Origin of the sequence: Pseudomonas sp. BF-R-30, from assembly GCF_019956175.1 — a bacterium.
In the GTDB taxonomy this organism is placed as follows: domain Bacteria; phylum Pseudomonadota; class Gammaproteobacteria; order Pseudomonadales; family Pseudomonadaceae; genus Aquipseudomonas; species Aquipseudomonas jessenii.
This window is the reverse complement of record NZ_JAHBDE010000042.1, coordinates 1-23,572: the sequence shown is the minus strand read 5'-3', so window position 1 is coordinate 23,572 and position 23,572 is coordinate 1. Positions and strand designations below refer to the sequence as shown.

Genomic DNA, 23,572 nt, shown 5'->3' with positions numbered 1-23,572 from the left:
GAGTAGCCCATGTCTGCCGATCAAGGTTCCCGTGGCTACTTCGATAGTTTCAACAAAAGTGCCGAAACCGAGTACATGCCGGAAACCGCCGGCGCCTCCTTGCAGGACTCACCGCGCTGGTCGCGGATCACCGTGTGGCTGGCGGCCGCGCTGTTGGTCAGTGCACTGGTCTGGGCCAAATTCGCCGTGTTGCAGGAAGTGACCATGGGCGAAGGCAAGGCGATTCCGTCAAGCAAGGTCCAGGTGATCCAGAACCTGGAGGGCGGCATCGTCACTGAAATTTTCGTCCGTGAAGGACAGATGGTGAACAAGGGCGACACCTTGCTGCGCCTGGATGACACCCGCTACCTGTCGAACAAGGGCGAAAGCGAAGCCGATCGCTTTGCCTTGACCGCGCAGGTCGAACGGCTTTCGGCCGAAGCCGAAGGCCGGCCGTTCAAGCTGTCGGAAGAAGTGATCGCCAAAGCCCCGCAAGTGGCTGAAGACGAGCGTTCGTTGTACGAGCAACGGCAACGGCGACTGGCCAGCGAGCAGCGCACCCTGAGCGAACAACTTCGGCAAAAAACCCAGGAGTTAGCGGAGTTCCGCTCGAAACAGGGCCAATTCAGTTCAAGCCTGGCGTTGTTGCAACAAGAGATGAACATGTCCGCGCCGCTGGTGGGCACGGGGGCGGTGTCACCGGTGGAAATCCTGCGGCTCAAACGCAGCGCAGTGGAGATTCGCGGCTCATTGAACGCCACCACACTGGCGATTCCCCGGGCGGAATCGGCGATCAACGAAATCAAAAGCAAGATCGACGAGTCGGAGCAAACCTTCCGCTCGGAAGCCGCCAAAGAGCTGAACGAGAAACGCACTGACCTGTCGAAAATCACGGCCTCGAGCATCGCCATCGACGACCGCGTGACCCGCACCACCGTGGTCTCGCCAGTGCACGGCATCATCAAGGTGTTGAAGGTCAACACCATCGGCGGCGTGGTCCAGCCCGGCAGTGACATGGTGGAAATCGTGCCGCTGGAAGACAACCTGCTGATCGAGGCCAAGGTACGGCCACAGGACGTTGCATTCCTGCATCCGGGCCAGAAAGCCATGGTCAAGTTCAGTGCCTACGACTACACCATTTACGGCGGCCTGAGCGCCAAGCTGGAGTTGATCGGCGCTGACACCATCACCGACGATAAGGGCAACAGCTTCTATCTGATTCAGGTGCGTACCGACAAAAACCATTTGGGCGGGGATGTGAAACCACTGCTGATCATCCCGGGGATGGTGGCGACGGTGGACATTATTACCGGGGAGAAAACGGTGCTGGATTATCTGCTCAAGCCGGTGTTGAAGGCGCGGACCGAAGCGATGCGGGAAAGGTAGAACTGGTTGGAAATTTCTGTGACTGTTCTGCCGTCTTCGCGAGCAAGCCCGCTCCCACACGGATCACGCTGAACCTGTGGGAGCGGGCTTGCTCGCGAAGGGGCCGTCATTGACGACGCCTACTTCGGCCCATGGTTACGCTGGTAAACCTCCTCCCCCATCGCCGCAATCTGCCCCTCGATCAACGCTTCGAATGGCTTCAACAACGGCGCAAACGAAGTCGGCGCTTCGAGGGTTTCCAGCGCCTGCACAATCGCCTCCACCGTCGACAACGCCCCCGGTCCCGGTGCCTTGCGCAACCGATAGCGGGACACACCGCCCTCCGCCAGGGTCACCCTTGGCAACGCCGCCAGCAGCGGATTGAGGTGCAGCATCTTGCGTGCCTTGCGCCAGGTACCGTCCGGGACCACCAGCAGCAAGGGTTCGTCTGTCGCGGCACAAGCCTGCATCGGTTGGGCATCTTCGCCGGGAAACAGCAACCGCGCCCGATACCCCGGCTGATTCAACAGCGCTGGCAAATCCTCAAACACCTCGCCGACGATCAACTCGGCATTCTTCAACCCAAGCGCCGCCAGACGCGCGGTGTTCAACGCATGATTCACTTCGCTCGGATGCTGCAACAACAGTACCCGGGTGCGGCTGTCGAGGCTGGGAATCAGCGGGCACAGGCAATGAGTTTGCGGGCGTAGACAACGCTGACATTGAATTCTGGACATCGTCTCTACGCCTGATTCAGTTGAGCTTTAAGCAAGTCGCGGAATGTCTGGATCAGCGGCTCGCGGCTACGGCCCCGCCGCACGATCATCGAGAACGGCGCTTGATAACCGAAGGTCGCCGGCAGCAGCACCCGCAAGTCACCCTTGTCGGCCCAGGCCTGGGCGTAGTGCTCCGGCAGGTAACCGATGTAGGCGCCGGACAGCACCAGGATCAACTGGGCCTCCATACTTTCTACCGTCGCGGCACTGTGCTTGAAACCGTGGCGCGCCAGTTCGGCCTGGCTCCAATAACCACGACCGACCATGCGCTGCTGGGTGATGACTTGCTCGGGAATGCGCCGCTCGTTGAACAGCGGATGCCGCGTGCTGCAATACAACCAGTGTTGTTCACGGTACAGCGGCATGTACACCAGGCCGCTCATGCGCGTGGAAAACGCACCGATGGCCAGGTCGAGACGGTTGTCCTGCACGCCGAGTTGCAATTCGTAAGGGCTCATCACCGACAGGTGCAAGTGCACGGCCGGGTGTTCCTGGCTGTAGGCGCCGATGGCTTCGGCGAACGGCAGGGCCTTGTCGCTGACGGTGGAGTCGATCACCCCCAGGTTCAAGGTACCGCGCAACTCGCCCTTGAGGGCGGCGGCGTACTGCTCGAAGCCTTCGAGTTCGCCCAACAGACGCAGGGTTTCCTGATGGAACAGCTCGCCCTTGCTGGTCAGGCTGAAACCGCCACGGCCGCGATGGCACAGCACCAGGCCAAGGGCTGCTTCGAGCTGGCTCATGTAGGTGCTGATGGCCGACGTCGAGAGATTGAGCTCCTGCTGGGCGTTGGCGAACCCCTGATGGCGCACCACGCTGACGAAGATGCGCAATAGTTTCAGGTCGGGTAAAGCGTTGGCCATGGAAATGCTCCGATCTCGGGGTGACGCGCAATGCTCGATTCAATGCAAATCCCTGTGGGAGCGAGCTTGCTCGCGATCAGGGCGTAACAGCCAACATCAATGTTGACTGACCCACCGCTATCGCGAGCAAGCTCGCCCCCACCAGGTTTGTTCCCGGCATTGGGTTTTGCGTATGGGGTGAAGTCTAACGCTGCCACTTCCATTAGTTTAGAAAAATCTGAACTAAGTATTTGCCCGTAGCGATTCTTCCCGGCCACTACATTTCGCAGAATCGGCGCCACAAGGTGCGCCCGTCCCTTCCGTGAACGGCGCAACCGACATAAATAAAACAACGACGATGAGGCCCTACCCGTGGACAAGATTCTTCACCAACCACTGGGCGGCAACGAAATGCCGCGCTTCGGCGGCATCGCCACCATGATGCGACTCCCCCATTTGAATACCGCTGCCGGCCTGGACGCTGCCTTCGTAGGCGTGCCCCTGGACATCGGTACCTCCCTGCGCCCCGGCACCCGCTTCGGGCCTCGCGAAATCCGCGCTGAATCGGTAATGATTCGCCCGTACAACATGGCCACCGGTGCTGCGCCGTTCGACTCGCTGTCGGTTGCCGACATTGGCGACATCGCGATCAACACCTTCAACCTGCTGGATGCCGTACGGATCATTGAAGAGTCCTACGACAACATCCTCGAACACGACGTGATCCCGCTGACCCTGGGCGGCGACCACACCATCACCCTGCCGATCCTGCGTGCCATCCATAAAAAGCACGGCAAGGTCGGCCTGGTGCACATCGATGCCCACGCCGATGTGAACGATCACATGTTCGGCGAGAAAATCGCCCACGGCACCACCTTCCGTCGCGCCGTTGAAGAAGGCCTGCTGGACCCGGACCGTGTCGTGCAGATCGGCCTGCGCGCCCAGGGCTACACCGCTGACGACTTCAACTGGAGCCGCAACCAGGGCTTCCGTGTGGTTCAGGCTGAAGAGTGCTGGCACAAATCGCTGGAGCCCTTGATGGCTGAAGTCCGCGAAAAAGTCGGCGGCGGTCCTGTTTACCTGAGCTTCGACATCGACGGCATCGACCCGGCCTGGGCACCTGGTACCGGTACCCCGGAAATCGGCGGTCTGACGACCATTCAGGCGATCGAGATCGTTCGTGGCTGCCAAGGCCTCGACCTGGTCGGTTGCGATCTGGTAGAAGTCTCGCCCGCTTACGACACCACCGGCAACACCTCGCTGCTGGCCGCCAACCTGCTGTACGAAATGCTCTGCGTACTGCCTGGCGTAGTCCACCGCTGAGGATCGGTCATGAGCGAACGTGATCAGGTTCTCAAGGCCGCCGCCGATCTGGTGTCCGCTTTTGCCCGTAACGATCGCGAAGCCTACTTCGGCGCGTTCAGCGCCGATGCCAGCTTCGTCTTCTACACCCTCGAACAGCCCCTGCTGTCGCGCGACGCCTATCAGGCGATGTGGGACGGCTGGCGCTCTGAGGATGGCTTCGAGGTGCTCTCGTGCACTTCAAGCAACGCTTTCGTCAGCCTGCAGGGTGACGTGGCGATTTTCATCCATGACGTGGCCACCGAGTTGCGCATGCAAGGGGAGCAACACTTCAGCCAGGAGCGCGAGACGATTGTTTTCAAGAAACAAGCGTCTGGCCAAGAACAACAAGGCCTATGGCTGGCCTGCCACGAACATTTATCCGCGATGCCGGAAGGGCTGCCACCCCCTTAGCCAACACAGGTGACGCTCACGCACGATGAGCGCGCCTTTATGATCGGAGCTGATCATGAATAACAAAAACAACGAAAAAAGCCTTAGCAGCATCGAAACAAACGGGGTCGAACAGATCCCGGACAATGAGCGTGACGCCAAGCCCAGCGATCTGTTTCGCCTGATCTTCGGCGGCGCCAACACCTTTGCCACCGCCGTGCTCGGCAGTTTCCCGGTGCTGTTCGGCCTGTCCTTTCAGGCTGGCGTCTGGGCGATTGTGCTGGGCGTGGTACTCGGTGCGCTGATCCTGGCGCCGATGGGCCTGTTCGGACCCATCAACGGCACCAACAACGCCGTCTCTTCCGGTGCGCACTTCGGCGTGCACGGGCGAATCGTCGGTTCGTTCCTGTCGCTGCTGACCGCTATCGCGTTTTTCTCGCTCTCCGTCTGGAGTTCGGGCGATGCACTGGTGGGCGGTGCCAAACGCCTGATCGATCTACCGGAAACCGATCTGACCCTGGGCCTGGCCTACGGTCTGTTCGCGCTGCTGGTATTGACCGTGTGCATCTATGGTTTCCGCTTCATGCTGTGGGTCAACCGCATTGCGGTGTGGGCGGCCAGCCTGCTGTTCCTGCTGGGCGTTTTCGCTTTCGCCCCTGCATTCGACAGTCAGTACGCCGGCACCGTAGCCATGGGCCAGGCCGGATTCTGGGCTGCGTTCATCGGGGCAGCATTGGTCGCCATGAGCAACCCGATCTCCTTCGGTGCGTTCCTCGGTGACTGGTCGCGCTACATCCCCCGTGATACGCCCAAAGGCCGGATCATGGTGTCGGTGATTGCCGCGCAACTCGCCACGCTGATTCCGTTCCTGTTCGGCCTCGTCACCGCCACTATCGTAGCGGTCAAGGCACCGGACTACATCGCGGCCAACAACTATGTCGGCGGCCTGCTGGCGGTATCGCCGAGCTGGTTCTTCCTGCCGGTGTGCCTGATCGCGGTCATCGGCGGCATGTCCACCGGCACCACTTCGCTGTACGGCACCGGCCTGGACATGTCCAGCGTGTTCCCTCGGGTGCTGTCGCGGGTCAAGGCCACGCTGCTGATCGGTGTGATGTCGATTGCCTTCATCTTCATCGGGCGCTTCGCGGCCAACCTGGTACAGAGCGTGTCGACCTTCGCCGTGCTGATCATCACCTGCACCACCCCGTGGATGGTGATCATGATCATCGGCCTGCTGGTGCGTCGCGGCTTCTACTGCCCGGATGACCTGCAAGTGTTCACCCGCGGCGAGAAAGGTGGCCGCTACTGGTTCACCCACGGCTGGAACTGGCGAGGCCTGGGTGCCTGGATCCCGAGCGCGGCCGTTGGCCTGTGCTTCGTGAACCTGCCGGGTCAGTTTGTCGGGCCGCTGGGCGAAATGGCCGGTGGTATCGACATCAGCCTGCCGGTGACCCTGGGCCTGGCCTCGTTGGTGTACCTGGTTCTGCTGAGCCTGTTCCCGGAATCGAGCGCCGTGTTCGGTCCGAACGACCCTCGCAGCAAGAGCACGGATTCGCTCGCTAAACCGGCGATGCGTCAAGTCGCCTGATTCAACGCGTTCCCCCTGTGGGAGCGGGCTTGCTCGCGAAAGCGATCGGTCAGTCACATCAATGTTGAATGTGCCGCCGTCTTCGCGAGCAAGCCGCTCCCACAAGGGATTGATTTTCAGCCTCACATAAAAAAGACAATCGGAGACACGCCACAATGGCTTTGGATTTATTCGTCGTACTCATCTACGCCGCCGCGATGCTGATACTCGGCTACTACGGCATGCGCAAGGCCAAGACCAACGAAGACTTTTTGGTCGCCGGTCGTAACCTCGGCCCAAGCCTGTACATGGGCACCATGGCTGCCACCGTCCTGGGCGGTGCGTCCACCGTGGGCACCGTGCGTCTGGGCTACGTGCATGGCATCTCCGGTTTCTGGCTGTGTGCGGCCCTGGGTTGCGGGATCGTGGCGCTGAACCTGTTCCTCGCCAAACCGCTGCTGAAACTGAAGATCTACACCGTTACCCAGGTCCTGGAAAAACGCTACAACCCGATGGCCCGCTCCGCGAGCGCGGTAATCATGCTGGCCTACGCGCTGATGATCGGCGTGACCTCGATCCTGGCAATCGGCACCGTGCTGCAAGTGCTGTTCGGCCTGCCGTTCTGGATCTCGGTCCTGCTCGGCGGCGGCGTCGTGGTGATCTACTCGGCCATTGGTGGCATGTGGTCCCTGACCCTGACCGACATCGTTCAGTTCGTGATCAAGACTGTCGGCCTGATGTTCATCCTGTTGCCGATCTGCCTGTACCGCGTTGGCGGTTGGGATGAGTTGGTAATGAAACTGCCGGCGGCGAGCTTCAGCTTCACCACCATCGGCTGGGACACCATCATCACCTACTTCATGATCTACTTCTTCGGCATCCTGATCGGTCAGGACATCTGGCAACGGGTGTTCACCGTCAAGACCGCCAAAGTGGCTCAGGTTGCCGGTACCGCTGCCGGTATCTACTGCATCCTCTACGGCCTGGCCTGCGCCCTGATCGGCATGGCTGCACACGTACTGATCCCGGATCTCGACAACGTCAACAACGCCTTCGCTGCGATCGTGAAACTGTCCCTGCCGGACGGTATCCGTGGCCTGGTGATCGCTGCCGCACTGGCCGCCATGATGTCCACCGCCAGCGCCGGCCTGCTGGCCGCCGCCACCACCCTGACCGAAGACCTGCTGCCGAAACTGCGTGGCGGTAAACAGTCGAGCCTGGCGATCAACCGCCTGTTCACCCTGTTGACCGGCATCGTGGTACTGGGCATCGCTCTGATCGTGAACGACGTGATCAGCGCCCTGACCCTGGCCTACAACCTGTTGGTAGGCGGCATGCTGATCCCGCTGATGGGTGCGATCTTCTGGAAACGCGCTACCACCGCCGGCGCTATCGCCAGCATGGGCATGGGCTTCGCCACCGCGCTGCTGTTCATGTTCAAGGACGGTCTGGATGCCAACACCCCGATCTACTACAGCCTCGGTGTAGGCCTGGTGAGTTTCGTGGTGGTGAGCTTGATGTCCCGCCGCACGGCAGCAGTGGCCAGCGCTGCCTAAGCTGAACATAACGACTTGATGCTTTCTTCGACGAGTGTGGCGTCGGTTGCCACACTCGTTTTTTTTCGCCTGGAGAAAACGTTCATGAAGATTGTTTCTCGTGACCAGTGGTTCGAGGTGAAACCGCTCAGTGACGGCATCCGCCTGATCCACGAGCCGTACATCCGCCCCTTCTACCGCTGCAACCTCTGGCACATCCAGGGACGTGACAAAGACCTGCTGCTGGACAGCGGCTCGGGCCTGGTCAGCCTGCGCGAGCAACTGCCGTGGATCACCGAGCGGCCGCTGGTGGCCGTGGCCAGCCACTGCCATTTCGATCACATCGCCGGTCATCACGAGTTCGCTGAACGCCTGGTGCATCCGGCCGAGGCGGACATTCTCGCGGCACCCGATGGCAACAACGACCTGAGCAAAGCCTTTGTCGGCGACGACATGTTCGAGGCGCACCCCGATTGCCCGCTGTGCTACGCCGAATACCGGGTCAAGGCCGCACCGGCCACGGGGTTTGTCGAAGATGGCGATGTGCTGGACCTGGGCAATCGGGTGTTGCAGGTCGTGCACACACCGGGACACTCGCCCGGTGGCATCTGCCTGTACGAAGCCGCCACAGAGACCTTGTTCAGCGGTGACATCATCTACGACGGCCCGCTAATCGAAGACGCCTACCACTCCAATCTCGATGACTACGCCCGCAGCCTGCAACGATTGCGCACGCTATCGATCCGCACGGTGCATGGCGGGCACTTCGGCAGTTTTTCCGGGGAGCATTTGCGTAGCATGATCGACCAATGGCAGCGCTCACACGGCTAAAGCCTGCTGTACTCAACGGCAGGAACTGCATCGGCAGGGAGAACTGCACCCACCTCGTCGAAGAACGATCATGAAAGAAGCTGCCCTTCGTGCTGTCGTACATCGCTACATCAGTCGCCTGCTGGAAGGCCGGGATGACTTCGACGACAACGCCAGCCTGGCGCAGTTGGGATTGGATAAAAAAGATATCGAAGAACTGATCTTCCATCTGGAAGATGAACTGGGTGTCACGGCGTTTACCGCGGAAGAAGACCGGATGCTCAAGACCGCCAGGACGGTGAATGATTTAAGCCGGTTCTTGCTGGAGATCGGGCGGTACTAAGTCTGGTAATCAAACGTACACGAAGCGGCAAGGGAGCTTGCTCCCTCGCCACGGGAAAACCTTTCACCTGTCAGATGTTATCTGCCATTACCGGCGCCGCTGCTGGCGCCGACGTTGTTCGTCGTCAGTACGAACAGGCACGGGTTGCAGAGGCGGCTCGATCAAACCGAGAGCAACGCCCAAGTCATGCAGCCAGTTTTGGATTTTCTCTTTCATGATGCCCCCTTCAGGGTAGTGCCGAGCGGCCAAAGTACTGTAGCCCCTTCGTACAGATAATAGTCCGAAGTCCTACGCAATGCTCGCGCAAAGTCACAATGATCTGTTACTGAATCCATCAAAATCAGCCTGCGTTCAGGCAATGTCCTGCGCCCGCACATGTGCCTGTGGAAAAACCACCTGTTGCTGCTCGATCCAGGCATTCAGGTTGGCCCCGACCATGCCCTTGCGCCACATCAGCCAGGTGGTAGCACTGGCGAACGGTTCGGCCAAAGGATGTACGGCCACACTCTCACGGCCCGGCAGACTGGCGAGCATCGACTCCGACATCAGCGCCACACCGGAACCGGCAATTACACACGCCAACATTCCCGGATAGGACTCGATCTCCATCGCCCGGCCCATGGCCGCATGATCATGGGCGAACCAGGCTTCCAGGCGCATGCGGTAGGAGCAGCCCTGGCGAAAGGTGAACACCGAGCGACCTTGCACATCCAGCGCGCTGCGCACGGGCGGATGGTCGGCCTCGCTGATCAGCACCAGGCGCTCGTCGCACAAGGGCACCCCGTCGAGTCCGGCCAGCTCCAGGGGGCCATCCACCAGCGCCGCATCGAGTCGACCGGTGAGCAGGCCTTCGAGCAGTTCACCGCTGGGGCCGGATTGTACTTGCAGGTTCACCGCCGGATACAAACGGTGGTAATGCGCCAATAGCCCCGGAAGGTGAATCGCCGCCGTGCTGTACATGGTGCCGAGCACGAAGTCTCCCGCCGGTTGCCCGCCCTGCACCGCCGCGCTGGCTTCGTCGCGCAAAGCAAACAGCCTGGCGGTGTAGTCCAGCAGGACTTTTCCCGCAGGCGACAACTGTAAGCGCTGACGTTCGCGCAGGAACAGTTCGACACCCAATTGCTCTTCCAGCTGTTTGAGCCGGGTCGACAGGTTCGACGGAACTCGATGTAGCCGTTCGGCGGCACGGGTTATGGATCCTTCCTCTGCCACCGCCTGGAAGATGCGCAATTGGCTGAACTCCACGACATTCTCCAAAAAAGAACAAGTTACTCACTATTATTCATTTTTAAAGAAAGTCAATCAGTCCTAGCCTGACGGTCATTGATCCTCCAGACGGACTCCAGACCATGTCTCCCCTGATTCGCTTATCCGCCAGCTTCGTTGCCCTGATGATGGCCATGGGCATCGGCCGTTTTGCCCTGACACCACAGCTGCCGCACCTGCTCAGCGAAGGCCAGATCGACCTGACTGCCGCCGGGCTGATTGCCGCCGCCAACTACCTCGGTTATTTCATCGGCGCAGTGGATGCCATGTTTTCCCGGCGTCCGCCACAAGTGCGCCGACGCTTGTTCGGCGGATTGTGGCTGTGCGTGCTGCTGACCCTGGCGTCGTTCTGGGCCAATGGTTTCTGGTCGCACCTGTTGCTGCGCTTCGGCACCGGCGTGGCCAGCGCCTGGGTGTTGGTGATGATTACCGCCCTGAGCCAACCCCTCGCGGCAGCGGCCGGTCGTCCTCGGCTCGGAGCCCTGGTCTTCGCCGGACCCGGTTTGGGGATTTTTCTGACAGGTCTGTTGGCCCTGGGCTCGAATCTGCTGGGCCAGACTTCCGCCACCTTGTGGCTGGTGTACGCCGCCACGGGGCTGGCGATGCTGCTGGGGATCCTGCCGTTCCTGCCACAACCGAGTGTCACCGCGACTGCTGCACCCAGCGCCAGCGCCTCGGGCAATCAAGGCATCGGTCGTCTTGGCTGGATCTATGCCTTGTACGGATTGGGCTACATCATTCCCGCGACCTTTTTGTCGCAAATGGCCAACGCGCAATTCCATGGCCAATGGCAGGCCGACCTGTTCTGGCCATGCTTTGGCCTGGCGGCGGCAACCGGTGTGGTGCTGGTGAGTCTGCGTCGGCAAAAACCTGGCGCCACGAGTCACTGGCTGATGGCGACGTTATGGCTGCAAGCCGCGGGCGTGTTCGCCTGCCTGCTGGGCAACGGTCCAGGCCTGGCGTTAGGTGTGATCCTGTGCGGCACGCCGTTCCTGGCCTGTATGCAACTGGTGATGCAACGCTCCCGGGAACTGGCGCCCCATGCCACCCAGCGCAATGCCGGCCTGCTGACAGCCTGCTTTGCCGTGGGCCAGCTCAGCGGGCCATTGCTGGCGGCGCTGAGTAGTCATTTCAGTGGCGGTTTACAGCCGGCACTGGTGGTCGCCGGCTGCGGCTTGTTGATCGCCGGCGGTCTATTGCTCGCGCCGGTCAATGCTGCCCGAGGGCTTTGCGCAAACGACGGCGCAACCACTGCTCGGCGCTGACAAAAGTGATGCCCGCCAATACCAGCACGGCACCGATGACGAAGTTCAGGCTCAGTTCCTCGCCGAGCAGTACCACACCGAAGGTGACGCCGAACAACGGCGTCATGAACGAAAACACCGCAAGGTTGGCCGCCAGGTAACGGCGCAGTAGCCAGAACCAGACCAGGTAACTGAAAAACGACACGACCACGCCCTGAAACAGCACACTGGCCACCGCCACATGGGTCAGGCTGACATGGGTGATCTGGCCGCTGAGCAGCGCAATCAACAACAAGCCGAAGAAGCCGACAATCAACTGATAGAACAGCGTCAGGGTCACCGGCGCTTCCGACAGGCGCGAGGCGCGCACCACCACCGTGGTCGCGCCCCAGGCGGCACCCGCCAGCACACCCAAGGCATCGCCCATCAACATGCGGTAATCAAGGTTGTCCCAGGACACCCCGCCGGCAAACGCGATGGCAATCCCGATAAACGCCAGGACAATCCCCAGCCATTGCAAGGGCCGCAATCGCTCACTGGGCAGCAACCAGTGCACCCCCAATGCGGTGAAGATCGGTGCGGTGTAGAGGAACACCGACATGTGCGCCGCCGTGGTCAGTTGCAGGCCTTCGGAAATGAAGAAGAACTCCAGGCCGAACAAGGCACCGGCCAACAGACCGCCGCGCCAGGTCGTACCTACCTGGTTCCAGCCGCCCTTCCAGCAGATCAGCAGCCCGACCAGCAACGCCGACATACCGGAACGTCCAGCCGCCTGCATCACCGGCGCGATATCGGTCGCTGCCCACTTGATCATCACCTGCTGCACGCCCCAGATCAGGCACAACCCGACCATCACTTGCAGGGCAAACCCGTCGGCGCTGCGCCGGGTGGCGCTCACCGGAACACCTCGAAGACACAATCCATGGCAAAGACTCGGCAGTAAAAGCAAAGCCCCGGCCTTCTCGTTGAAAAGAAAACACCGGGGCGAAGAATCATGTTGTCGATTATTAACCAGAAGGCCAGAAAATGCCGCCTGCCAGAGACCTCTACTTCTCTGCTTGCGCCATCCTGGCCCTCTGTCTTGTCAGCGCATCAACTGAGTTCGATACGATCGGCATGAATGACAATCTGGCCGTTCTTGTACAACGCACCGATGGCCTTCTTGAAGTTGCCCTTGCTGACACCGAACAGACTGCTGATCAACGCCGGATCGCTCTTGTCGCTCACCGCCAGGCTGCCGTTGTTTTCGCGCAACTTGGCGAGGATCTTCGAGTTCAGGCTGGTGGCCGCTTCCTGGCCGACCGGTTGCAGGCTCAGGCTGATCTTGCCGTCGGCGCGAACTTCCTTGATGAAGCCCTTTTCTTCTTTACCGGCGCGCATGAACTTGAAGATTTCGTTCTTGTGGATCAGGCCCCAATGCTTGTTGTTGATGATGGCCTTGAAGCCCATGTCCGTGGCTTCGGCCACCAGCAGATCCACTTCCTGGCCCGCGGTGTAGTTGGCCGGGGTCTTGTCCAGGTAGCGGTCCAGGCGCGCGGTCGCGGTAATGCGACGGGTGTGCTTGTCGAGATAGACGTGCACCACCACATACTCGCCCGCTGTCATCTGGCGCTTCTCTTCGGAGAACGGCAGCAACAGGTCTTTCGGCAACCCCCAGTCCAGGAATACGCCGATGCTGTTGACTTCAACAACTTTCAAACTGGCGAATTCACCGACTTGAACTTTCGGTTTTTCAGTAGTTGCGATGAGTTTGTCATCGCTGTCCAGATAAATAAAAACGTTGAGCCAGTCTTCATCTTCGGTAGGAATATCTTTTGGAATATAACGATTAGGCAGAAGGATTTCGCCCTCCGCGCCACCGTCCAGATATAAACCGAAGTTAGTGTGTTTAACCACTTGCAAACTGTTGTAACGCCCGACTAAAGCCATGTCCAATACCCTCATTGCGTGGGCGGCATTCTACCCGGTTTTAAGCGCCGCGTTCGGCAGCCGGCCCGGTGGCGCGAGAAAATCTCCCTGAAGCCCTTAATTTTCCCGGGTTTTCATCGCACCTCGTCCGCTCGTCAGGCCGTTCCGGGCATTTACGCCATGCCCAGGCAAGCGTGACGCGGTATTTTTCCAGGCAATGTTATTAGTTAAAACAGCGGCTTAGGTGCATATTTCGAATATTGGCCGGGGACCAATTACCCCGTGCTCACGAATATGCCAAGGGGATATTTGCCAAGCAATTATCAGGCAATTCCTGTACGATGCCTGGCCAAGTTAATTTTCTACAGGTTAATGGCCGCCATGCGCGTAAAAGCATCCACCAGCAAAGCAAAGCCAGCTCCAGCCGTCGAAACCAGCGAATCGATCAACAGCCAGATCGCTGCGTTCCTCAAGTCCGGCGGTGAAATCCAGCAAATTGCCAAAGGCGTCAGCGGCCAGACGTTCGGCCCGTCCAAGCAGATCACCCTGGGCAAAAAGTAATCCCCTCGCGTCACCTGGTCCCAAAGCGCTTTGAGCTTCGAAGCGCTTGGACTGGAACCCTCGTTACTCCTCCGGCACTCCTTCAAATCCCGTAGAAATCGACGAACGGCCTACATTGCCGATCATTCGCCGGTATCCTTGCACACGTCTGGATCAAGCGTTTCAGCGGGTTCACCAGCCTGCCCTCGCAGTTCATGGAGTGACGCATGCTCAAATCTTTCTACCTTTCGGCATTACTCGGCAGCCTGCTGGCATGCTCCGTGGCACAGGCACAAATCTTTCAGCGTGAGCTGGGGGGCTTCGACCTCAAGCTTGGCACCACCCCCACCCGCAGCATGGCCCAGGGCCTGATCAAACCCTCGACCGTCGGCTCGTTCCACGGTGGCCTGGACCTGAGCCACGACAGCGGTTTCTACGTGGGCCAATGGTCGCCCAGCATGGGCATCAGCCCAGGGAAAGACCTCGAGATCGACTCCTACATGGGTTTTAAACAACCCTTCGACCAAACCCTCGGCTACGAAGTGGGCCTGATCCGCTACAGCTACCCCGAAGTCACGCCCCCTGACAGCCAGGAACTGTTCGGCGGCCTGACCTTGCTCGGCAGCCGTTTCGGCATCGCCTTCAGCAATGACCCGGACAAACAGAACAACACCCTGTTCGCTGACTTGAGCGGCAATCAACCGTTCGGTGTCGGCATCAGCCTGAAATACACCACCCACCAATTCAATACGCCAGTGGCGGTGGATGGCGGGTATGTAGGCAGTTTTACCGATTGGTCGCTGAAATTGTCCCGCCCGTTCATGGGCATCGACCTTGACCTGATCTACAGTGACTCCAGCCTGAACGGCAGCGGTTGCTCGGCCTATGCCGGGCACAACAGCCAGTGCGACGGGCTGGTGACGCTCAAGGCCGAACGCGCGTTCTATTGATCGGCTGAACTGCCGGGCTCCTCCCGGGTTCACATGAGAATCAGACCCCGAAGACTGGCTTTCGCAAGGAATCGCCCATGTCCCGCTGGTTCAAACATTTCGCCGTTGTGTTGACCGTTACCCTCGCCCTCGGCGCGTGCAGCCGCGTGGGCCTGGCCTACCGCAATCTCGATGTGATCATCCCCTGGACGCTCAGCGACTACCTGGACATGAACGGCGAGCAAAAAATCTGGCTGGACGAGCGCCTGAAAGAACACCTGAGCTGGCACTGCACCACCCAACTGCCCGGCTATCTCGACTGGCTGGACCGCCTGCAAACCATGGTCGCTACCAACCAGGTCACCGATGCCGCCTTGCAGGCCCGCGCCCACGAAGCCGAACAGGCGATCGCAGAGACCGCGCGAGAAATCACCCCGTCGGCCATCGAGTTGCTGCAAAGGCTGGATGACAAGCAAGTCGCCGAAATGAACGACGCCTTCGCCAAGGACCGGCGCAAACGCCAGGAGGAATACCTCAAACCCTCCCTCGACCAGCAGATCAAGGAGCGCAGCGCCCGCATGGAGAAGCGCCTGAATGACTGGCTCGGGCCACTGAGCACCACCCAGCAACAGCGGGTAGCCACATGGTCCAGCGCCCTGGGCGATCAGAACACCCAGTGGCTTGCCAACCGGGTCCATTGGCAGAATCAGTTCAGCGCGGCCGTTGCCCAACGCCAGAGTCCACAATTCCCACAACGAATCGAGACACTTCTGGTCAATCGCGAGAAGTTGTGGACACCTGCCTATCGACAGGCCTTTACCAACACCGAAGCCCAGGCGCGTTCACTGTTCGTGGATCTGATGGCTGAAAGCACGCCGAACCAGCGCGCACGGTTGCTGAAGAAAATTGAAGGTGTGAGGAAGGACTTCAACGACTTGAAGTGCCTGAAAGCGGCGAAACAGGACTGACTGCAACACAAGTCGCATGTAGGAGCGAGCCTGCTCGCGATTGCGGTGCGTCAGTCAACATCAATACTGAAGCTGAAATCGCTATCGCGAGCAGGCTCGCTCCCACAGGGGATCACACAACATCAGGCAATCTGCGCTTTCGACGCTACCTCATCGAACGTCATCTCATCCAGCGCATCCGCCTGCTCGTCCAGGACCTGCCGCGGGTGATCATTGCCGGGAATACTGCTGTCGATCAGGCTCAACAAACGCGAACCCCGCGCCGTCAGAATGTAATTGGTGCCCGTGCCACCTTCGTCTTCAGGTCGCGGCGCGATATAGCCACGCGCCAACAGTAACTTTTCGTACTCTCCAGCCACCGTTTTCAAGTGATCAAGATTTTCAATCGGCTCGCCTTCCGCAGCCTTCTGCGCGGCATGCTGTTCGGCGTAAGGCCGCGGCGTGAAGCTGTGGCCCGCGCTGTTTTGCACTTCATGCAGCAAGCGCTCAATCAAGTCCCAGTTGTAAGTCGTCATCCTGATTCAACCTCCGGTGTCCGTTCGATTGATGCCCGTGCAATTGAACGGGCCTTACAGGTTGTGACCGGTACGCCCGGCCACCGTTCAGCCGGGCGTTTGCAGACGACCGACCGGCGGCATGTCGAAATCCATGCAAGCCAAACGACTAGGCTGTGTAAGTCACCTCCCCGCCCCACGCAGGAGAAAACAACATGAACATTCAGAACCATCCCGTCGTATCGCGGGAAGAATGGGTCGCCGCCCGCAAAGAGCACCTGGCCCACGAAAAAGCCTTCACCAGGGAAAGGGACAGACTCAGCGCCGAACGCCGTGCCCTGCCCTGGGTGAAAGTCGACAAGGACTACCACTTCCAGGGACCCGACGGCGAACTGAAACTGGCGGACCTGTTCGGGGGGCGCAGCCAGTTGGTCATCTACCACTTCATGTTCGCCGAGGGCTGGGATGAGGGCTGCCCCGGTTGCTCGTACCTGAGCGATCACATCGACGGCGCCAACCAGCACCTGGCCCACCATGACGTGGCCGTGGTAGCGGTTTCCCACGCACCGTTCGCCGAATTCCAGGCGTTCAAACGGCGCATGGGCTGGAAGTTCGACTGGGTGTCGTCCGAAGGCTGCGATTTCAACTACGACTTTGGCGTCACCGCCCGAGCCGAAGACGTCGCCGCCGGAAAGGCTACATACAACTACGAAAAAACCGACGGCGCCGAGGAGGAACTCCCCGGTCTCAGCGTGTTTTATCGCAATGACGCCGGCGAAATTTTCCATACCTACTCCACCTATGCCCGGGGCCTGGACATGCTGGTCGGCGCCTACAACTACCTGGACCTGACGCCCAAGGGTCGCAACGAAGACGAAATCATGGAGTGGGTGCGGCATCACGACAAATATGAGGAACAGGAGAAGTCGAGCTGCTGTCATGGTGGTTAACCCCAGACACCGAGGCGCGGCCTTCGCGGGCAAGCCACGCTCCCACAGTTTCTGCGGTGTTCACAAAACCCGTGGGCTTGCCCGCGAAAAGGCGCTGACAACCAACGCAAATATCACAGGCTGAACTTTCCCCAGGGGCCAACGCTCAACCGAATAACCCGCCTTGACCAGAGCTGAGGCCCGCCCCCCATGAAACCACTGCTGAAGAAGCTCACTCTCGCCGCTACCCTCACCTGTGCCCTGCCTGCCTGGGCCTGCACCCTCGAGGAAGCCACCGCCAAACGCGAACAACTGGCCCGGGAAGTGGCCAGGCTCACCGAGCAGAACCCGACCAAGGCCAAGGAGATCAACGACGAGTTGCAGAAAATGGACCTGGGCACTGCCGCCAAGGACCTGCCGGACAAGTGTCAGTTAATCGATCAGCGCTTGAAGGAGTTGGACTCGGCAGAAAAGAAAACCGAGAGTTGATAATCATCAGACATAAAAAACCCGGACAGTGTCCGGGTTTTTTATGGGTCGCTTGCAACGATTTACTCAGCCGCTGGCGCTTCCGGCTTGCGGCGCTTGAGCGGGGCCATGCCGTCCTTGCTGACCAGGGAATCGCTCTTCGGCCGGTTCGCGCTCTTGCGCTTGGTCGGGGTCTTGGCGGCAGTTTTCTTCTTGTCACCCTTGGCGTCGGTCTTTTTCTTCTTCACGCCGACGGCCTTGCCCGAGGCCTTGACCTTTTTCGGTCCGCCGTAGGTGCCCTTGACTTCCTTGATGGTGCGGCGCTCGAAGCTCTGCTTGAGGTAGCGTTCGATGCTCGACATCAGGTTCCAGTCGCCATGGCAGATCAGTGAAATCGCCAGGCCATCGTTACCGGCGCGACCGGTACGACCGATACGGTGCACGTATTCGTCGCCGCTGCGCGGCATGTCGAAGTTGATCACCAGGTCCAGGCCATCTACGTCCAGACCGCGAGCGGCGACGTCGGTGGCCACAAGGATTTTCACGCCGCCCTGCTTAAGGCGGTCGATCGCCAGTTTGCGATCCTTCTGGTCTTTCTCGCCGTGCAGCACGAACGCTTTGTATTCCTGCGCCACCAGGCGGCCGTAGATACGGTCGGCCATGGCCCGGGTATTGGTGAAGACGATGGCCTTCTGGTAGGTCTCGTTGGCCAGCAGCCAGTTGACGATCTGTTCTTTGTGCTGGTTGTGGTCAGCGGTGATGATCTGCTGGCGGGTGGTGTCGTTCAGCTGGCTGACCGCATTGAGCTGCAAGTGCTCAGGGTTGTTCAGGACTTTGGCGATCATCTCGCGCAGGCCCGAACCACCGGTGGTGGCAGAGAACAGCATGGTCTGCTGACGGTTGGTGCACTCGTCCACCAGACGCTGAACGTCTTCGGCGAAGCCCATGTCGAGCATGCGGTCGGCTTCGTCGAGCACCAGGACTTCAACTTCTTTCAAGTCGAGGTTGCCGGCGTTCAACTGTTCGATCATCCGGCCTGGCGTACCGATCAGGATGTCCGGCACCTTGCGCAACATCGCGGCCTGGACCTTGAAGTCTTCACCGCCGGTGATCAGGCCGGACTTGATGAAGGTGAACTGCGAGAAGCGTTCAACTTCTTTCAAGGTCTGCTGGGCCAGTTCGCGGGTCGGCAGCAGGATCAGGGTCTTGATGCTGACGCGGATTTTCGCCGGGCCGATCAGACGGTTGAGGATCGGCAAAACGAATGCAGCGGTTTTGCCGCTACCGGTTTGCGCCGTCACCCGCAGGTCACGCCCCTGGAGCGCCAGCGGGATGGCCGCGGCTTGCACAGGCGTTGGCTCGACAAATTTCAGCTCGGCCACGGCTTTGAGCAGGCGTTCGTGCAGGGCGAATTGGGAAAACACGGGTGCTACCTCGAAGAAATGCAAAAAAACAGCTGCATAGGGTAACGGTTTCGAGCGCTCAGGCCGAGTTTCTTTATACAAATGGCGGTAAACAGTTGGTTTTTTGTTGCCTGATTTTTCCCGAAACGTAATACAAAGCGTCTTAAATGCTCTAATCCCCTCTCGCGCCTTACAGAAGAATCGTTTTCGACCATGGATATCAAACAGCTCTGGACCAACGTCCTGGACCTTTGGGGTGCCCTCGACCAGCACCCGCTCGTGCACTCCAGCCTGTCGCTGTTGCTGCTGCTGGCAATTGCGCTGTTCCTCGGACGGGTGGCGCGCTACCTCATTCTGCACGCGGCAAAAATGCTCAGTCGCCAGCCGCCCCTGCACTGGGTCAATGATTTTCTACAGAACAAGGTGTTCCATCGCCTGGCCCAGATCACGCCTTCGCTGGTGATCCAGTTCGGCCTCAATCTGGTGCCGGACCTGAGCAAAACCGGCCTGAATTTCCTCGGCAATGTCGCGCTGTCCTTCACCTTCCTGTTTCTGCTGCTGGCGGTCAGCGCCCTGCTCAATGCCCTGCTGGATATCTACGCCCGCACCGAACACGCCCGCACCCGCTCGATCAAGGGCTATGTGCAACTGGCGAATTTGGTGTTGTACGTGTTTGGCGCGATCATCATCGTCGCTACGCTGATCGACCGCTCGCCGCTGTTGCTGCTGTCGGGCCTGGGTGCCATGTCGGCGGTGATTCTGTTGGTCTACAAGGACACGCTGCTATCGTTCGTCGCCAGCGTGCAATTGACCAGCAACGACATGCTGCGGGTCGGCGACTGGATCGAGATGCCCCAGGTGGGCGCCGATGGCGATGTGGTGGACATCACCTTGCACACGGTCAAGGTGCAGAATTTCGACAAGACCATCGTCTCGATCCCGACCTGGCGCCTGATGTCCGAGTCGTTCAAGAACTGGCGCGGCATGCAGGCTTCCGGCGGCCGCCGGATCAAGCGCAGCCTGTTCATCGATGCCAGCGGCGTACGCTTTCTGCGTGACGACGAGGAGCTGAAACTGTCCCAGGTGCACTTGCTCACCGACTACATGACCCGCAAACAGGCCGAGCTCAAGGCCTGGAACGAAGCCCAGGGCAACGTCGCGGCCATGTCCGCCAACCGCCGGCGGATGACCAATATCGGCACGTTCCGCGCCTATGCGCTGGCCTACCTGAAGAGTCACCCGGAGATCCAGCCGAACATGACCTGCATGGTGCGCCAGATGCAGACCACGGCCCAGGGTATTCCGCTGGAAATCTATTGCTTCACCCGCACCACGGCGTGGGCCGACTACGAGCGGATTCAGGGGGATATTTTCGACTACCTGCTGGCGGTGCTGCCGGAATTCGGGTTGAGCCTTTATCAGCAGCCGAGCGGTACGGATTTGCGTGCCGGGCTGCTGCCGGCAGTGCTGGGTGCAAGTCACATTCCCGAAGCCGAAAAACGCGTGATGTAACACTACAAAAACAAATGTGGGAGCGGGCTTGCTCCGGGCGGCGTTCCGACGAATGCGGTGGGTCATTCAACATTGATGTCGATTGACACTCCGTTTTCGCGAGCAAGCCCGCTCCCACAGGGGTTACATCGCTTTCAGAATTTGCGGGTTACTTGACCTGCCGCTGCGGTGCCTTGTGCACCATGGTGTAGGCGTAATCCACGCCCATCCCGTACGCGCCGCTGTGCTCCAGCACCAGTTCCATCACTGCCTCGTAAGTATCCTTGTGCGCCCAGTCACGCTGGTATTCGAGCAACACTTGTTGCCAGGTCACCGGCACCGCGCCGGCCTGAATCATCCGTTGCACCGACATGTCGTGGGCTTCCTTGCTGGTGCCGCCGGAGGCGTCGGTGACGATGTACACCTCGTAGCCTTCAGCCAGGGCTTCCAGTGCCGGGAAGGTCAGACAGACCTCGGTCCACAGCGCGGCAATGATCAGCTTCTTGCGACCGGTGGCTTTCACCGCGTCTACCAATGCCTTGTCTTCCCAGGAGTTCATCGAAGTACGCTCGATCGGCTTTTGATCCGGGTGCACAGCCAGCAATTCGGGCCAGATGTAACCGCTGAAGCTTTCGGTTTCGACCGAGGTGTAGATGGTCGGCACGTTGAAGATCTTCGCCGCCTTGGCCAGGCCCACGGTGTTGTTCTTCAGGGTCTGGCGATCGATGGACTGAACGCCGAACGCCATTTGCGGCTGGTGGTCGATCAGGATCAGGGCAGAGTTGGTTGGGTTGAGCAGTTCACGAATAGACATGGCGCGTTCCTTTTGATGTCGATACTTCGAATGGGTAAGGGGTTAGTCGACGTTGCCTTCTGCGGCGTTGTTGTCGGCTTGGATGTCACTTTAGGGGCTAGTCATAAAAGGGACAATTACCTAAAATCGAGAATCATTGATTCCAAAAAAGGGACAATATGGATCGCATCGAATGCATGCGCGCCTTCGTCGTCACGGTTGGCGAGAACGGCTTCGCCGCAGCCGCCCGGGCCATGGACGTGCCGCGCTCGAAAGTCAGCAAACAGATTCAGGCGCTGGAAGAAGCTATCGGTGTGCAATTGCTGCAACGCACCACTCGCAGCCTGCACCTGACCGAGGCCGGAGCCGAATATTTCGATGCAGCACGGGAAGTGTTGGCGGCACTGGACGAGGCCGAGCAACGCGCCCGTGACGGCATCGGCGAGTTACGCGGTGTGTTGCGGGTCAATGCGCCGATGTCGTTCGGTCTTCGGCGGCTGGGGCCGTTGATTCCGCTGTTTCATGAGCAGAACCCGAACATCGAACTGCAACTGGTGCTCAGCGACCAGCAAGTCGATCCCGTGCGGGGTGGATTTGACGTGACCATCCGCATCGCCAGCATGCCCGACTCGACGATGATTGCCCGGCAACTGGCACCCGCGCCGCGCATCATGGTGGCATCCCCGGCTTATCTCGAGCGCGCGGGCATTCCGCGGACTCCGCAGGACCTGCGCGCCCATCAATGCCTGAACTACGGGTATCTGCAGAGCGGTGTCAGCCTGCAACTGTGCAATGGCAAGGAAACCCAGCGGGTGAACGTCACCGGCCCACTGCACGCCAACAATGGCGACCTGCTCGCCCAGGCCGCCGAAGCCGGCATGGGCATCGCCCTGCTGCCCGACTTCATCGTCGAGGATGCGCTGGCGGCCGGGCGACTGGTGCCAGTGTTGTGTGAATGGCAGGCTCCGGCGATCACCATCAATGCGGTGTATTCGTCGGCACGGCGGGTGCCGCAGAAGACCCGGGCGTTTATCGAGTTTCTGGTAGGACAACTGGCGCCGAAGTGATTTTCAGATCACACAATTTCCTGTGGGAGCGAGCTTGCTCGCGATAGCGGTGGATCAGGCAACATCATTGTCGACTGACACTCCGTTATCGCGAGCAGGCTCGCTCCTACAGGTTTATCGGGATACCCGGAGTTTAGTGAACGGCCAAAGGCTTGCGTATACCCAACCGACTGATCCACACCGCCAGCAATATCACCGAACCGCCGAGCAACAACCGCCCCAGTTCTTCATGCTGGTTCCAGATCAGCAGGTTGATCAGCAACCCCACCGGCACATGCAGGTTGTTCATCACCGCCAGGGTCCCGCCGTTGACCAGGCACGCACCCTTGTTCCACCAGTAGAGCCCCAAAGCGGTCGAGACCAGGCCGAGGAACAGCAGCACGCCCCATTGCAACGGTGCTTCGGGCAGGAAGTTCTGTTTGCCGAACAATAGGAACGCCGGTAGCGCCACGGCCAGTGCGCCGAGGTAGAAGAAGCCGAAACGCCGGTAATGCGGCAGATCGCTCGGGTGGCGCGCGACCAGATGTTTATAGAGCACCTGCCCGGCGGCGTAGGTGAAGTTGGCCAGTTGCAGCAACATGAACCCCATGAAGAAGTCCGGGTTGATCCGGTCAAGGCGAATCACCGCCGCCCCCGCCACCGCCACCAGCGCCGCGACCAGGGCCCAGGGGTTGAAGCGACGATTGAGCGCATCTTCAATCAGGGTCACGTGCAGCGGCGTGAGGATCGTGAACAGCAACACTTCCGGCACCGTCAGTACGCGAAAGCTCAGGTACAGGCAGACGTAGGTCACGCCGAACTGCAACGCGCCGATCAATAGCATGCCACGCATGAATGCCGGCTCTACCGAGCGCCAGCGGGTCAGCGGGATGAACACCAGCCCTGCCAGCAGCACGCGTACCAACACGGCGAAATAACTGTCGACATGACCGGCCAGGTATTCGCCGATCAAACTGAAGGAAAACGCCTGGATCAGCGTGACAAAAAGTAGATAGCCCATGCTCGCCTCATTTCGAATGGCGGCGACGATAACGGGTTTTGCCTTGAATCGCGATCCCCAAGACCTGTCGGAAAACACGCAAAACCTTGTGGGAGCGGGCTTGCTCGCGAAAGCGGTGTGTCAG

Annotated in this window: 25 protein-coding genes; 15 read left to right on the top strand and 10 right to left on the bottom strand. The window is 59.8% G+C overall.

Features of this window, described 5'->3' with window-relative positions:
* The first annotated feature begins 9 nt into the window (after positions 1–9).
* Positions 10–1,365, top strand: a complete 1,356-nt coding sequence (locus KGB20_RS20415) for an HlyD family type I secretion periplasmic adaptor subunit (protein ID WP_057715955.1) — start codon at positions 10–12, stop codon at positions 1,363–1,365.
* Positions 1,366–1,484: 119 nt separating this feature from the next.
* Here KGB20_RS20415 and KGB20_RS20410 read toward each other — a convergent pair whose 3' ends face one another.
* Both KGB20_RS20410 and KGB20_RS20405 read right to left on the bottom strand, forming a co-directional pair.
* On the bottom strand, positions 1,485–2,081 hold the full coding sequence (locus KGB20_RS20410) for a tRNA-uridine aminocarboxypropyltransferase (RefSeq protein ID WP_154910908.1): 597 nt from the start codon (positions 2,079–2,081) through the stop codon (positions 1,485–1,487).
* 5 nt (positions 2,082–2,086) lie between these two features.
* Positions 2,087–2,980, bottom strand: coding sequence for a LysR family transcriptional regulator (locus KGB20_RS20405; protein ID WP_007972518.1), 894 nt, complete (start codon positions 2,978–2,980; stop codon positions 2,087–2,089).
* Positions 2,981–3,331: 351 nt separating this feature from the next.
* On the opposite strand from KGB20_RS20405, the gene speB reads away from it, so the two are divergent.
* The 6 genes from speB to KGB20_RS20375 all read left to right on the top strand — a co-directional run bounded on the left by speB (position 3,332) and on the right by KGB20_RS20375 (position 8,948).
* A complete protein-coding gene (gene speB / locus KGB20_RS20400) occupies positions 3,332–4,282 on the top strand; it encodes an agmatinase (protein ID WP_007984912.1) in 951 nt (316 codons plus the stop codon).
* Between the two features lie 9 nt (positions 4,283–4,291).
* Positions 4,292–4,714, top strand: a complete 423-nt coding sequence (locus KGB20_RS20395) for a YybH family protein (RefSeq protein ID WP_057715957.1) — start codon at positions 4,292–4,294, stop codon at positions 4,712–4,714.
* A 55-nt stretch (positions 4,715–4,769) separates the two neighbouring features.
* The gene (locus KGB20_RS20390) at positions 4,770–6,281 is read left to right on the top strand and encodes a purine-cytosine permease family protein (RefSeq protein WP_150813380.1); all 1,512 of its coding nucleotides are present in this window, start codon (positions 4,770–4,772) and stop codon (positions 6,279–6,281) included.
* Between the two features lie 155 nt (positions 6,282–6,436).
* A complete protein-coding gene (locus KGB20_RS20385) occupies positions 6,437–7,816 on the top strand; it encodes a sodium:solute symporter (protein WP_057715959.1) in 1,380 nt (459 codons plus the stop codon).
* Positions 7,817–7,900: 84 nt separating this feature from the next.
* Positions 7,901–8,626, top strand: a complete 726-nt coding sequence (locus KGB20_RS20380) for an MBL fold metallo-hydrolase (protein ID WP_150813378.1) — start codon at positions 7,901–7,903, stop codon at positions 8,624–8,626.
* A 70-nt stretch (positions 8,627–8,696) separates the two neighbouring features.
* Positions 8,697–8,948, top strand: a complete 252-nt coding sequence (locus KGB20_RS20375; protein ID WP_150813377.1) for a phosphopantetheine-binding protein — start codon at positions 8,697–8,699, stop codon at positions 8,946–8,948.
* Between the two features lie 87 nt (positions 8,949–9,035).
* On the opposite strand, the gene KGB20_RS29040 is transcribed toward KGB20_RS20375, so the two are convergent.
* Together KGB20_RS29040 and ptrR are read right to left on the bottom strand one after the other, a co-directional pair.
* The gene (locus KGB20_RS29040; RefSeq protein WP_007972508.1) at positions 9,036–9,164 is read right to left on the bottom strand and encodes a PA1414 family protein; all 129 of its coding nucleotides are present in this window, start codon (positions 9,162–9,164) and stop codon (positions 9,036–9,038) included.
* A gap of 135 nt (positions 9,165–9,299) precedes the next feature.
* Positions 9,300–10,193 carry a putrescine utilization regulator PtrR gene (gene ptrR / locus KGB20_RS20370; protein WP_150813376.1) on the bottom strand — a complete coding sequence of 298 codons (894 nt, stop codon included), beginning with the start codon at positions 10,191–10,193 and terminating at the stop codon, positions 9,300–9,302.
* Positions 10,194–10,297: 104 nt separating this feature from the next.
* Here ptrR and KGB20_RS20365 point away from each other — a divergent pair, with 104 nt between their 5' ends.
* Positions 10,298–11,479, top strand: a complete 1,182-nt coding sequence (locus KGB20_RS20365; RefSeq protein WP_154946881.1) for an MFS transporter — start codon at positions 10,298–10,300, stop codon at positions 11,477–11,479.
* On the opposite strand, the gene KGB20_RS20360 is transcribed toward KGB20_RS20365, so the two are convergent.
* Together KGB20_RS20360 and KGB20_RS20355 are read right to left on the bottom strand one after the other, a co-directional pair.
* On the bottom strand, positions 11,424–12,356 hold the full coding sequence (locus tag KGB20_RS20360; RefSeq protein ID WP_154946883.1) for a DMT family transporter: 933 nt from the start codon (positions 12,354–12,356) through the stop codon (positions 11,424–11,426). The two genes, KGB20_RS20365 and KGB20_RS20360, sit on opposite strands and share 56 nt — an antisense overlap.
* Before the next feature lie 194 nt (positions 12,357–12,550).
* The gene (locus tag KGB20_RS20355) at positions 12,551–13,387 is read right to left on the bottom strand and encodes a S1 RNA-binding domain-containing protein (RefSeq protein WP_154946885.1); all 837 of its coding nucleotides are present in this window, start codon (positions 13,385–13,387) and stop codon (positions 12,551–12,553) included.
* A gap of 351 nt (positions 13,388–13,738) precedes the next feature.
* On the opposite strand from KGB20_RS20355, the gene KGB20_RS20350 reads away from it, so the two are divergent.
* The 3 genes from KGB20_RS20350 to KGB20_RS20340 all read left to right on the top strand — a co-directional run bounded on the left by KGB20_RS20350 (position 13,739) and on the right by KGB20_RS20340 (position 15,803).
* The gene (locus KGB20_RS20350; RefSeq protein WP_015096330.1) at positions 13,739–13,927 is read left to right on the top strand and encodes a hypothetical protein; all 189 of its coding nucleotides are present in this window, start codon (positions 13,739–13,741) and stop codon (positions 13,925–13,927) included.
* Positions 13,928–14,133: 206 nt separating this feature from the next.
* The gene (locus KGB20_RS20345) at positions 14,134–14,856 is read left to right on the top strand and encodes a TorF family putative porin (protein ID WP_154946887.1); all 723 of its coding nucleotides are present in this window, start codon (positions 14,134–14,136) and stop codon (positions 14,854–14,856) included.
* 77 nt (positions 14,857–14,933) lie between these two features.
* Positions 14,934–15,803: a DUF6279 family lipoprotein gene (locus KGB20_RS20340; RefSeq protein WP_154946890.1), complete on the top strand. Its 870-nt coding sequence runs from the start codon at positions 14,934–14,936 to the stop codon at positions 15,801–15,803.
* 122 nt (positions 15,804–15,925) lie between these two features.
* Here the strand turns inward: KGB20_RS20340 and KGB20_RS20335 are convergent, their stop codons facing one another.
* Positions 15,926–16,318 carry a hypothetical protein gene (locus tag KGB20_RS20335; RefSeq protein WP_057715967.1) on the bottom strand — a complete coding sequence of 131 codons (393 nt, stop codon included), beginning with the start codon at positions 16,316–16,318 and terminating at the stop codon, positions 15,926–15,928.
* A gap of 194 nt (positions 16,319–16,512) precedes the next feature.
* Between KGB20_RS20335 and KGB20_RS20330 the strand changes: the two genes are divergently transcribed.
* Together KGB20_RS20330 and KGB20_RS20325 are read left to right on the top strand one after the other, a co-directional pair.
* A complete protein-coding gene (locus KGB20_RS20330; protein WP_154860785.1) occupies positions 16,513–17,247 on the top strand; it encodes a DUF899 domain-containing protein in 735 nt (244 codons plus the stop codon).
* A 189-nt stretch (positions 17,248–17,436) separates the two neighbouring features.
* Positions 17,437–17,715 (top strand): hypothetical protein, encoded by a 279-nt coding sequence (locus KGB20_RS20325; protein WP_154860786.1) that lies wholly within the window; start codon positions 17,437–17,439, stop codon positions 17,713–17,715.
* A gap of 62 nt (positions 17,716–17,777) precedes the next feature.
* Here the strand turns inward: KGB20_RS20325 and KGB20_RS20320 are convergent, their stop codons facing one another.
* Complete coding sequence (locus KGB20_RS20320) at positions 17,778–19,118, bottom strand: DEAD/DEAH box helicase (RefSeq protein ID WP_007972492.1); 1,341 nt, start codon at positions 19,116–19,118, stop codon at positions 17,778–17,780.
* 192 nt (positions 19,119–19,310) lie between these two features.
* Between KGB20_RS20320 and KGB20_RS20315 the strand changes: the two genes are divergently transcribed.
* Positions 19,311–20,609 (top strand): mechanosensitive ion channel family protein, encoded by a 1,299-nt coding sequence (locus KGB20_RS20315; RefSeq protein WP_154860787.1) that lies wholly within the window; start codon positions 19,311–19,313, stop codon positions 20,607–20,609.
* A 148-nt stretch (positions 20,610–20,757) separates the two neighbouring features.
* Here KGB20_RS20315 and KGB20_RS20310 read toward each other — a convergent pair whose 3' ends face one another.
* A complete protein-coding gene (locus KGB20_RS20310) occupies positions 20,758–21,402 on the bottom strand; it encodes a hydrolase (protein WP_008018228.1) in 645 nt (214 codons plus the stop codon).
* Positions 21,403–21,560: 158 nt separating this feature from the next.
* Here KGB20_RS20310 and KGB20_RS20305 point away from each other — a divergent pair, with 158 nt between their 5' ends.
* The gene (locus tag KGB20_RS20305; protein WP_150813368.1) at positions 21,561–22,448 is read left to right on the top strand and encodes a LysR family transcriptional regulator; all 888 of its coding nucleotides are present in this window, start codon (positions 21,561–21,563) and stop codon (positions 22,446–22,448) included.
* A gap of 133 nt (positions 22,449–22,581) precedes the next feature.
* Here the strand turns inward: KGB20_RS20305 and KGB20_RS20300 are convergent, their stop codons facing one another.
* Positions 22,582–23,448 carry a carboxylate/amino acid/amine transporter gene (locus KGB20_RS20300; protein ID WP_150813367.1) on the bottom strand — a complete coding sequence of 289 codons (867 nt, stop codon included), beginning with the start codon at positions 23,446–23,448 and terminating at the stop codon, positions 22,582–22,584.
* Positions 23,449–23,572 lie beyond the last annotated feature (124 nt).

Excerpts from the sequence above, each read along its gene's own strand:
- KGB20_RS20385 (WP_057715959.1), top strand. The coding sequence starts at position 6,437 with ATGGCTTTGGATTTATTCGTCGTACTCATCTACGCCGCCGCGATGCTG.
- KGB20_RS20305 (WP_150813368.1), top strand. The coding sequence starts at position 21,561 with ATGGATCGCATCGAATGCATGCGCGCCTTCGTCGTCACGGTTGGCGAG.
- KGB20_RS20395 (WP_057715957.1), top strand. The coding sequence starts at position 4,292 with ATGAGCGAACGTGATCAGGTTCTCAAGGCCGCCGCCGATCTGGTGTCC.
- KGB20_RS20315 (WP_154860787.1), top strand. The coding sequence starts at position 19,311 with ATGGATATCAAACAGCTCTGGACCAACGTCCTGGACCTTTGGGGTGCC.
- KGB20_RS20365 (WP_154946881.1), top strand. The coding sequence starts at position 10,298 with ATGTCTCCCCTGATTCGCTTATCCGCCAGCTTCGTTGCCCTGATGATG.
- KGB20_RS20390 (WP_150813380.1), top strand. The coding sequence starts at position 4,770 with ATGAATAACAAAAACAACGAAAAAAGCCTTAGCAGCATCGAAACAAAC.
- KGB20_RS20410 (WP_154910908.1), bottom strand. The coding sequence starts at position 2,081 with ATGTCCAGAATTCAATGTCAGCGTTGTCTACGCCCGCAAACTCATTGC.
- KGB20_RS20325 (WP_154860786.1), top strand. The coding sequence starts at position 17,437 with ATGAAACCACTGCTGAAGAAGCTCACTCTCGCCGCTACCCTCACCTGT.
- KGB20_RS29040 (WP_007972508.1), bottom strand. The coding sequence starts at position 9,164 with ATGAAAGAGAAAATCCAAAACTGGCTGCATGACTTGGGCGTTGCTCTC.
- KGB20_RS20415 (WP_057715955.1), top strand. The coding sequence starts at position 10 with ATGTCTGCCGATCAAGGTTCCCGTGGCTACTTCGATAGTTTCAACAAA.
- KGB20_RS20380 (WP_150813378.1), top strand. The coding sequence starts at position 7,901 with ATGAAGATTGTTTCTCGTGACCAGTGGTTCGAGGTGAAACCGCTCAGT.
- KGB20_RS20340 (WP_154946890.1), top strand. The coding sequence starts at position 14,934 with ATGTCCCGCTGGTTCAAACATTTCGCCGTTGTGTTGACCGTTACCCTC.
- KGB20_RS20310 (WP_008018228.1), bottom strand. The coding sequence starts at position 21,402 with ATGTCTATTCGTGAACTGCTCAACCCAACCAACTCTGCCCTGATCCTG.
- KGB20_RS20375 (WP_150813377.1), top strand. The coding sequence starts at position 8,697 with ATGAAAGAAGCTGCCCTTCGTGCTGTCGTACATCGCTACATCAGTCGC.
- KGB20_RS20350 (WP_015096330.1), top strand. The coding sequence starts at position 13,739 with ATGGCCGCCATGCGCGTAAAAGCATCCACCAGCAAAGCAAAGCCAGCT.
- KGB20_RS20335 (WP_057715967.1), bottom strand. The coding sequence starts at position 16,318 with ATGACGACTTACAACTGGGACTTGATTGAGCGCTTGCTGCATGAAGTG.
- KGB20_RS20330 (WP_154860785.1), top strand. The coding sequence starts at position 16,513 with ATGAACATTCAGAACCATCCCGTCGTATCGCGGGAAGAATGGGTCGCC.
- KGB20_RS20345 (WP_154946887.1), top strand. The coding sequence starts at position 14,134 with ATGCTCAAATCTTTCTACCTTTCGGCATTACTCGGCAGCCTGCTGGCA.
- KGB20_RS20405 (WP_007972518.1), bottom strand. The coding sequence starts at position 2,980 with ATGGCCAACGCTTTACCCGACCTGAAACTATTGCGCATCTTCGTCAGC.
- KGB20_RS20355 (WP_154946885.1), bottom strand. The coding sequence starts at position 13,387 with ATGGCTTTAGTCGGGCGTTACAACAGTTTGCAAGTGGTTAAACACACT.
- KGB20_RS20300 (WP_150813367.1), bottom strand. The coding sequence starts at position 23,448 with ATGGGCTATCTACTTTTTGTCACGCTGATCCAGGCGTTTTCCTTCAGT.